Annotated in this window: 2 protein-coding genes; both read right to left on the bottom strand. The window is 38.6% G+C overall.

The window, feature by feature from the left end; translation table 11 throughout:
• Nucleotides 1–936: hypothetical protein (locus CI597_RS18240; protein WP_198959587.1), on the bottom strand; the 936-nt coding region annotated here is incomplete at its 3' end.
• 26 nt (nucleotides 937–962) lie between these two features.
• Nucleotides 963–1,271 (bottom strand): hypothetical protein, encoded by a 309-nt coding sequence (locus tag CI597_RS17495; RefSeq protein ID WP_024728689.1) that lies wholly within the window; start codon nucleotides 1,269–1,271, stop codon nucleotides 963–965.
• Nucleotides 1,272–1,423 lie beyond the last annotated feature (152 nt).

The following is a 1,423-nucleotide window of genomic DNA, read 5'->3' as shown; positions in this document are numbered from 1 at the left end:
GGTACGGTAAAGGATCTCCCCTGTTGTTCCATTGGTCTGTCCGATCTCATTTCCGTTCTTGTCATAGACATACTGCTTATTCTCTTGTACGGTACCATCTTTCCATGTGGTCGAAGTTTTCACCTGATCCAGTCCATTATAATCGTAGGTCGTCTTTGTATCCCCTTTGTCTTCAGCCAGACGATTTCCAACCTTATCATACGTATAGGTCACGGTCTGTTTGCTATCGTCTTTCCTGTGATCTGTCGTAACCGCCTTTACAAGCCTTCCCAGAGAATCATAAGTATAGTGCTTTGTCTCATTGACCTTTTCTTCATCCTTTTGAGGATAGTTGTTTACCTGCGTCTTTTCTACAATGTTGGAATTTTTATCATAGGAGTAGGCATAGGACTCCATAACTGTTTCTGGATGTTCCAAATCTGTGTAGACCATCTTTGCCACACGGTCAAAAGAATCATAGGTATAGGTCTTTTTGACTGCCTTATCACCATCCGATAAGAGATTTCGGTAATCCTTGATCTCTATTACTTTTCCATAGCTGTCATAAGCATAAGTCCGCACAGTTGCTTCTTTTACATCACTTCCTTTATACACATCCGCTTTGATCAAAGACAGCCAGCCGTCACTGGTGTAATGATAAGAAAGGCTCCTCACCCCATCCTTTTTCGTTGGATAGGTAACTTTCGTAAGTTTGCCTTCTGCGTCGTAAGTATATTTAATCGCATGGCTTTTGATCTCGTCAGCTGTTGGCCTCTCTGACTGACTCAGTTCCGCATAAGTTGTCTTCCTCTGAAGCCCGTCATACTCACACTCTGTATAGCGGTAGGCCGTTTCTGTGTTTCCGCTGACCTGATAATCCACCATTTCGATGAGCTGGTTGTTGCCATCGTAGCTATATGTAACAAATGATATTATCTTTATAATAACTTTTGTCAAAAGCAGTCAATTTATTCCCCTAATCTTTAGGCATCACCTCTATATGTGGCTAAATAAAATATTAAATATTTTTTTACACTCCAGTTTGTTAGAGTTCCTTCTGTATCTTTCTCAACTGGTGGATTGTATAGAACATATACTTTCTCATTTTCCTCTTCCTCAAGAGATCTTTCACGCTTTCCTATTGGATACACCATTGCTTTTAATGGGTATCCATTACAGGCAATGCTAAGCCTTAAAGCACCTAGTGGTGTCATAAAAAAATAAATAACAATTATCAATAACAAAATTTTTACTATCAAACTTTTTTTTACATTCCATACTTTTTTACTCAACTTATTTCATCCTCCTAAATATTTTAATAATCTCTCGGAATCTTCAGCCCAGTAAAATCAAGGCTTGTAGATTCCATTTTATTAAAATCCCCCACTTTTTTGTCAAAAAAGACTTGACAAATCGCTCAAAATTTGCGGCGAAGCCGATTAAA

The organism is Anaerostipes hominis (ex Lee et al. 2021) (assembly GCF_002270485.1).
Taxonomy (GTDB): Bacteria; Bacillota; Clostridia; order Lachnospirales; family Lachnospiraceae; genus Anaerostipes; species Anaerostipes hominis.
Note: the sequence above shows the minus strand (reverse complement) of the source record. Positions and strands in the feature narration are given on the sequence as shown.